The sequence below is a fragment of the bacterium genome (assembly GCA_019695335.1).
GTDB lineage: Bacteria > CLD3 > CLD3 > SB21 > SB21 > JABWBZ01.
In genome coordinates this window covers 1-7,813 of the sequence record JAIBAF010000103.1, presented here as the reverse complement: position 1 = coordinate 7,813, position 7,813 = coordinate 1, and the positions used below count along the sequence as shown (strand labels likewise).

9 protein-coding genes are annotated in these 7,813 nt (G+C 40.9%); 6 read left to right on the top strand and 3 right to left on the bottom strand.

What is annotated here, in order from left to right; genetic code table 11:
• The coding region (locus K1X84_16240) for a prohibitin family protein (GenBank protein MBX7153179.1) at positions 1–230 on the bottom strand (230 nt) is incomplete at its 3' end.
• A gap of 150 nt (positions 231–380) precedes the next feature.
• Here K1X84_16240 and K1X84_16235 point away from each other — a divergent pair.
• Positions 381–869, top strand: a complete 489-nt coding sequence (locus tag K1X84_16235) for an isoprenylcysteine carboxylmethyltransferase family protein (GenBank protein MBX7153178.1) — start codon at positions 381–383, stop codon at positions 867–869.
• Here K1X84_16235 and K1X84_16230 read toward each other — a convergent pair.
• Positions 866–1,279 (bottom strand): helix-turn-helix transcriptional regulator, encoded by a 414-nt coding sequence (locus K1X84_16230; GenBank protein ID MBX7153177.1) that lies wholly within the window; start codon positions 1,277–1,279, stop codon positions 866–868. The genes K1X84_16235 and K1X84_16230 overlap by 4 nt on opposite strands.
• 155 nt (positions 1,280–1,434) lie before the next feature.
• Here K1X84_16230 and K1X84_16225 point away from each other — a divergent pair, with 155 nt between their 5' ends.
• Both K1X84_16225 and K1X84_16220 read left to right on the top strand, forming a co-directional pair.
• Positions 1,435–2,073, top strand: a complete 639-nt coding sequence (locus K1X84_16225; protein ID MBX7153176.1) for an NADPH-dependent F420 reductase — start codon at positions 1,435–1,437, stop codon at positions 2,071–2,073.
• Positions 2,074–2,155: 82 nt separating this feature from the next.
• The gene (locus K1X84_16220; protein MBX7153175.1) at positions 2,156–4,258 is read left to right on the top strand and encodes a sensor histidine kinase; all 2,103 of its coding nucleotides are present in this window, start codon (positions 2,156–2,158) and stop codon (positions 4,256–4,258) included.
• Here K1X84_16220 and lpxB read toward each other — a convergent pair.
• Positions 4,255–5,391: a lipid-A-disaccharide synthase gene (gene lpxB, locus K1X84_16215; protein MBX7153174.1), complete on the bottom strand. Its 1,137-nt coding sequence runs from the start codon at positions 5,389–5,391 to the stop codon at positions 4,255–4,257. The genes K1X84_16220 and lpxB overlap by 4 nt on opposite strands.
• 54 nt (positions 5,392–5,445) lie before the next feature.
• Between lpxB and K1X84_16210 the strand changes: the two genes are divergently transcribed.
• From K1X84_16210 to K1X84_16200, 3 genes are all read left to right on the top strand, one after another.
• Entirely contained in the window at positions 5,446–6,669 is a 1,224-nt protein-coding gene (locus tag K1X84_16210) for a site-2 protease family protein (protein MBX7153173.1), read from the top strand.
• Between the two features lie 21 nt (positions 6,670–6,690).
• Positions 6,691–7,527 (top strand): rhomboid family intramembrane serine protease, encoded by an 837-nt coding sequence (locus tag K1X84_16205; protein ID MBX7153172.1) that lies wholly within the window; start codon positions 6,691–6,693, stop codon positions 7,525–7,527.
• Positions 7,528–7,539: 12 nt separating this feature from the next.
• Positions 7,540–7,813, top strand: a 274-nt coding sequence (locus K1X84_16200; protein MBX7153171.1) for an orotidine 5'-phosphate decarboxylase, incomplete at its 3' end; no start/stop codon positions are given.

Here is a 7,813-nt window from a genome sequence, read left to right as displayed (position 1 = left end):
GACGGTAGAATGCGATCGGATACAATTCCAAAAAAATCGATAACACCGACATGACCTGCTGGAATTTGTGTAAAACATTGCAGAAGCGCCAGAAATCCAAAAACTACAACTGCGACCGGACTGATACGAGCAATATTGAAGCTTACAGGATTTTCATGCTTATGCGCCGAAGCATTTCGCCACACTACAAGGGCGATCACGATTAAAATGATTGAAAAGACGAACAACATAACGTGTCTCCTTAATTTAATGTGTAAAAATAGATTTGATGGAAATGCAGGAAGTGCAGTTTGATTTACTGTCAACATACCGATTTTCTTTTCTCCCTGCAATGCCTATATTAGAAACGGTTTTCGATTTAAATCGAAGGAGGACAAACTATGAAAATTTTTACGGCCATCCGGGCATTAGTTTTTATGAGCGGGTTTGTCGGATTATGGGTTTGGCTTGCACTCATGTTCCACCGCCGATACGCTGATTTTTTTTCATTTAATTTTCATCCTGTGATTGTTATTGCCGGTTGGTTTATTTTTGCAATAGGGGCCGTATTGGGTTTAGCTTGCGTGGCTTCTTTTGTGATCTATGGAGAAGGAACGCCGGCGCCTTTTGACGCGCCGAGAAAATTCGTAGCGGTAGGGCCGTACTGTTATGTAAGAAATCCAATGTATATCGGCGGTTTTTTGGCGCTGATTGGTTTCGGATTCATCTATGAGTCTATGGCAATCGTAGCCTTCGGATTGCCTTGGGTACTTTTAGCCCATATTTTTGTACGGGTATACGAAGAGCCGGCGCTTCGCAGGCAATTCGGTCAGGAGTATGAAGATTATTGCGGTCGGGTCAATCGATGGATTCCGCGTTTTCACCATTAACTGCGGACTTTCGAAAAATTGATCTTCACTGTTTTACCTGTAAGCGAATCAACCGTACGAGCATCTTTTCCTGCTTTATACCGTCCCCAACGCGCCAGTTCTTCGATAATCGGCAGCAATTTAATTCCTTCCTGACTCAAAGTATATTCGACTCTTGGCGGAACTTCCGGATATATCTTTCGTACGATGAATCCATCTTTTTCCATTTGTCGTAATTGTAACGACAACATCTTTTCGGTAATTTTTGGCATTTTTCGTCGCAGTTCACTGAAACGAATCGTACCATTTTTGAGATACCAAAGAATAACGGTTTTCCATTTTCCACCGAGGAAAAACATAGCTACATCCAATGCACAATGAAATTTCTTGCCTTGTAACTCAAAATGCAGTTCTTGATTTTGGTACATCATAATTTTTTTTGATCCTTAATTGGTTGAAAAAACAGAATATATTCTGATTGTATACTTACTATACTTCTTGACAGCTCTTGTTAAAAGTAAAGGTGAAATATATATTAAACAATTCAAAACGATAAATCAAATTTCTAACCAAACAAGGAATCATTATGAAAATAGGTATTATCGGTACTGGAAATGTTGGCCAGACTCTGGGAACAGGCCTCAAGAAGCTAAATCATGAAGTCATGATCGGTTCGCGTAATCCTCAAAAAGAGGAGCTTCAAAAATGGGTGAAGGCCTCCGGCGGAAAAGCAGGAACTTTTGCAGAAGCGGCTGCATTTGGAGAAGTGATTTTTATCTGCACATTATGGGAAGGTACTGAGAACGCGATCAAAATGGCTGACGTCAAGAATTTTAAAAACAAAGTTGTCATTGACGTGACCAATCCATTGGATTTTTCGAAAGGCATGCCGCCACAGATGGCATTAGGTCACGTCACGTCCGGCGGTGAGCAAATTCAAGGCTGGATTCCCCAAGCTAAAGTTGTCAAAGCATTTAATATCATCACCGCGGCGTTTATGATCGACGGAAAATTCGGTAACGATCAACTCGATATGTTTATCGCCGGCAATGATGCGTCTGCCAAAAAAACCGTGACGGATTTGCTAACGGCTTTTCATTGGAATACGCATGATCTGGGTGGCCTCGAGCAATCGCGTATTCTGGAATATTTTGCAATGCTTTGGATCGCTTACGGTTTCAAAAATAACATTTGGAATCATGCGTTTAAATTAGTAAGAAAGTAAATCTTTAACGTAAGTCCAATTAAAAACTGCTTGTGAATTCGAGCAGTCTTGTTGTATTTTGTCATATTGATAGGATTACATCATGATTGCTCGATGTTCATTTTGGCTGGTTATCGTTGTCGTGATTGCGACTTCGGGCGTTTTCGCACAATCTCAGACCGATAATGGCGATTCATTGGTAATTGGTGCTGCGGATTCCTATGTTCTGGGGGAATATGCCTATTATCTTATCGACTCGGTCAATGCATGGTCCGTCAGCGATGTTGCTTCCGCCGGATTAAGTGAGACATTTGCTCATGCCAAAGAGCAAACGCCGGTTCTGGGCTACGATGCTCCAGTGGTATGGGTTCGCATAAAATTTTATAATCCGTCAGATGTAGACCAAGAACGCATAATCGAGTTGTCAACGCCGATTATCGATTATATTGAACTTTATTCGCCCTTAAATCAAAACTACCATTCCGAAAAAATAGGAAACTTACTTCCGTTCAACGAACGCATATTAAAACATCGTAACCCGGTATTTAAAATTACATTTCCAGCCCGCCAAAGCTCTGTCTGCTATTTTCGGCTTCAAAGTGACAATTCTCTGCAGATTTCTCTTGAATTGTGGACGGTGGATGCTTTTATCGCAAAAGTCAGAGTTGAATACCTCTTATTAGGAATTTTGTATGGCGCTTTAGTCGTCATGTTATTTTATAACTTGTTTGTGTTTTTTTCGGTACGCGATATTAGCTATCTGCATTATGTCGTGTACATCGGTAGTATGATTTTTGTACAAATGGCGACTAACGGACAAACGTTTGAATTTTTGTGGCCATCGGCCAAGCAATGGAACAACTGGAGTTTATTGATCAGTGTAGTTTTCTTATTACTATCGTCGGCGCAATTTTCGCGATCATTTCTTAAGATCAAGCTGTTCAGTAAAACCATTGATCGTATTATCCTTGGATTTATGGTTTTAACCGTGGTAATTGCCGCGATCGCTTTAGCAGCAGGTTCTATTCAAGTTGCGGCTCCGGTCGTTACCATCAATGGTGTATTGATGCCGTTGGTGTATCTCATGGCCGGCGTCCTGTCGCATCGTAAAGGCTATCACCCCGCACGCTATTTTCTCATCGCATGGTCGGTGTTGTTGACCGGCATGATTCTATATGCATTAAAAATTCTTGCACTGATTCCTTACAATGAGATTACCAATCACGTCGTCGACGTCGGAACGGTTCTGGAAATGATGCTGCTTTCGCTTGGTCTTGCCGACAGGATCAATACGATGAGGGAGGAATTGACTAGAACGGCGTTGGAAAAAGAGCACCTCGAGCGTGAGAAAGAAAACGAAAAGTTAAGATTGATCGAAGAACAAAAAAACGAGTTAGCAAAACAAGTTGCGGAAAGAACTTCCGATCTTACCAAGAAGAATGAAGAATTGGCGAAATTAAATGAAAGCAAGAATGAATACTTGGGATTTGTTGCTCACGATTTACGTAGCCCTCTGTCGATCATACTTGGTTATAGCGATCTTTTAATTGAAGATTTTAAAAGTGGTCGATTTCAATCGGAGTCGGCGGTCACGGATCTTTCAACGGTTTCGAAAGTTGCCCGGCAAATGTCCGAATTTATCAAGCAGGTTTTGGATATTTCCGCCATCGAATCAGGAAAAGTGCGGCTTAATTTGCAAGAAACCCGCATTGCGGACATTGTCAAACAGGCCGAGCTACTGCAACGCAGGATGGCCGAGCAAAAAAATATTCGTTTGATCATTGATCCGCTGGATAATTTACCGCCGATCTATTCCGACCATCAGAAGATTTGTGCAGTCATTGACAATTTGCTTTCCAATGCCATTAAATACACGTATCCCGGAGGCTCGGTTCACGTATTTGGCGAATCGAAAGAGCAGGAAATATGGATTCACATTGAAGATACCGGGCAAGGCCTGAGCAAGGACGATATGCAGAAAGTTTTTACGACATTTCGGCAACTCAGCGCGCGTCCTACGGGAGGTGAATCAAGCACTGGATTGGGATTGGCTATTGCAAAAAAAATTATCGAAATCCATAAAGGAAAAATCTGGGTTCAAAGCGAAAAGGGAGAAGGCAGCAAATTTAGCTTTTCCTTGCCAGTCATTCCAAAAGCCGGAGCCACTAAACAAAATGATGTGTCACAATTGATTAATCGGCGTTAAATTGATTTCGAGATTTCTTGCACAATTTCTTTAATGACGTTTTGTTTCGAAGTAAAAAAACTTTCTTTTGCTGAAGCCGTTCGTTTGATCATGCCGAACCGATAAGAAGTATCTGCAACTATTTTTTCCATTTCTGTATTAATATTCTCTATAGTTGCTTGGCTCTGGATAAATTCTTTTACAACTTCCGATCCGCTTAAAATATTGATCAGTGAAATGAATTTTGGTCGCACAAACCATTTAGCGATCCAATAATTTAACCAGGATGTTTTATAAACAATAATAGCCGGTTTTTCAAAATAAGCGACTTCAAGATTGATGGTTCCGGATTTAGATAAGATCAAGTCAGCCTCGGCAATAGCCTGATAAGTATTTGGCAACAATGTGACCGGTAAATCGTAGTTACTGACTATATTTTCAATAAGGTCTCTGTCGATATCTTCGGCAATATTGATCAGGATGGTAAGCGGATGAGTGCTGTTGAGTTTCTGAACACTACCAAGCATAACCGGAAGAATTTTTAGGATTTCCTGATTTCGGCTACCTGGAAATAAAGAAACCACCATCCGGCTCTCTTGCTTTTCAGCGCTTTTTTGATCATATTGTTTTGGAAGAAAATCAGAAATCGGATGTCCGAAAAAATAGCTGGGAATTCCGTGCTGACAGTATAGTTTGTGTTCAAATTGAAAAATCGGAAACACGGCATTGCAATATTTTTTAATAGTATGGATACGGGATTTCCTCCAGATCCAGACTTGCGGAGGGATAAAATAAAAAATTTTTGTCGATGATAGTTGTTTGATGCCGCGAATCGCTTTGGCAATACTAAGGTTAAAATCAGGAAAATCGATCAGAATAACGGCGTCGGGTTTGATTTCACGAATGGATTTCAGAACGAATTGACGGATTTTATAAATGCGTGGAAAGTTTCGGATAATTCCGGTGAATCCCATGACAGACAATGAATGAATATGAGCGATCAAAGAAACGCCGGCTTCACGCATACGGTTACCGCCTACGCCGACGATCTTGACTCCGGGAATAGCTTCTGATAAAGCCTTTGCCAATGCCGCTCCATAGCGTTCACCCGAAGGCTCTCCGGTTAAAATAAAAATGGTTGAAATGTTTTTCATCGTATCGTGTTGAATAAATCGAAACTAACATACATAAAAAAATATTGGATGTAAATGATAGAACAGCAAATTGAGTTTCTTCTGAAAGATTTGGTACAACTGGACTACGTGGTGTATGACAGTGATGCCGTGTTTGTGAAATTTTCTACGGCGCAGTTGCACCAGGGATTAATGAATGAAATCCAATCGCGTCTTTCACCGCAAGGTATGAGTGCGACGATTTCGAGTATTACGACTCAAAGCGAAACGGGTGTTTCAAAAGACATCATTATTTTGAAAATTGAACGTTCCGGTAATGGTTATGGTGGCGGCCGCAAATTGTTCAATCCTAAACCCTTCACACGTTATTTCAAATGGATGTCACATCCCGGATTTAATCTGGCGTTATTTATAATCACGTTTCTTGTAGTCTTTATCACCGGGGCTGCGACGATTTTAAACAAAGCGATTGCGGATGAATGGAATTTGACTACCGGATTCCAATTTTCAATATCATTGCTCGGAATTTTGACGGCACATGAATTTGGACATTATTTTGCAGCTAAATATCATAAACTGAATGTAACGTTGCCGTATTTTTTGCCGGGGATTTTAATTCCTCCGGGAGTTTTTGCCGGATTTGGCGGGACGACATTGTTTCCAGGAACGTTTGGGGCCTTTATTAAAATTAAATCGCCGATCAAGACTCGTACGCAATTAATGGATGTAGGCGCGGCGGGACCTATTGCAGGTTTTGTAGTGTGTTTGGGAGTTTTATTATACGGGTTTATAACGATTCCGGAAAAATCGTATGCGTATCAATTTTATGATCCGAATAGTTTATACGACGGTAATCCGGTTCTTTTTTTTGGCAGTTCGATTTTATTTTCTATCCTTGGGCAATTAGCCGATGTCAATATGCCGGCAATGTATGATATTATTCATTATCCTTTTATTTTTGCAGGCTGGTTTGGATTATTGGTAACAGCACTTAATTTATTACCGATAGGTCAACTTGACGGAGGACATATTACGTATGCACTTTTTGGACGTAACCAAAAGTATCTAGGCTACGTAGTATTTGGCGCCATTCTTATTTTAGGCTTTGGTCTCGACATATCCAGTTGGATTGCGTGGGCTATTTTGATATTGGTGTTGATCAAGATCAAACATCCACCCGTCATGTATGAGGACGAGCCATTGGATATGAAGCGTAAACTGATCGGCATCATTTCGATTATTATTTTTGTTCTCAGTTTTACACCGGCGCCGGTGTATGAAAAAATTTTGACTCGATAAATTTTTTTGTAAAGGCTCTACATGCGTTATTATTCCCGATATCAGACGACACGAAATATCCTTGGCGGCGATTATCCGATGGTCAAGTTGATGATCCTGATCAATGCCATTGTATTCGTGATTCAACAGATTGCCGGGCGTTCGGATATTGGATATTTTATTGCTGAACATCTTGCTTTGTCCAACCGGATATGGGACGGGGAAATATGGCAACTTGTGACGTATATGTTTTTGCACAGCGATATTTGGCATATATTATTTAATATGCTGGCCGTGTGGATGTTTGGTAAAGAATTGGAAATGGTTTGGGGTTCGTCAAAATTTCTACGGTATTATTTTGTGTGCGGCGTTGGAGCGGGACTGACGTTTTTATTATTTTCACAAGGAGCAGTGATCGGGGCTTCTGGAGCGGTGTTTGGAATTTTGTTGGCTTTCGGCATGATCTTTCCCGATCAGATTATTCTGATGAGCCTGCTTTTCCCGATCAAAGCGAAATATATGGTGCTGATATATGGGGTTATTACTTTTTTAAGTATTGCGAAGCCTGGCGGAGACAACATTGCCCATTTTGCTCATCTCGGCGGGATGGTGTTCGGCTTTCTATTTCTACGCAAAGATTGGATTGCTTCCAAAATCAATCGACTGGCTAGTTCACAGAATGCTAAAAAGCCTCAACCGACGATGTATGTTCGTCCCAAAGCTGAACGCAAACCCGAGGATAATTTACGCGAGAGGGTGGATGCGATTCTTGACAAAATCAACGAAGTAGGGTATGACCATTTGACCGATGAAGAGAAAAAGATTCTGTTAGACGCCAGCAATTCTCTTTCCGAAACCAACAAAAAAGACCACCATTAAAGGACGGCCTCATTGATTTTTCATCAGCGTATCGAACTTGCCCTTTCAAAAAGTCCGATCTGCATCGGCCTTGATCCGGATTTGAATAAATTGCCGCCTGTTTTTAAAAAAGAACCAGCCTCAATTCTTGAATTCAATAAAAAAATTATCGATGCCACTCACGATCTTGTTGGCGCTTTCAAACCTAATTTTGCTTTTTATGAAACGTTTGGGGCCGAAGGATGGGCCATTCTTGAAGCGACTATTCGTTTTATCCGTTCAACGGCACCGAAAGCGGTTATCATTG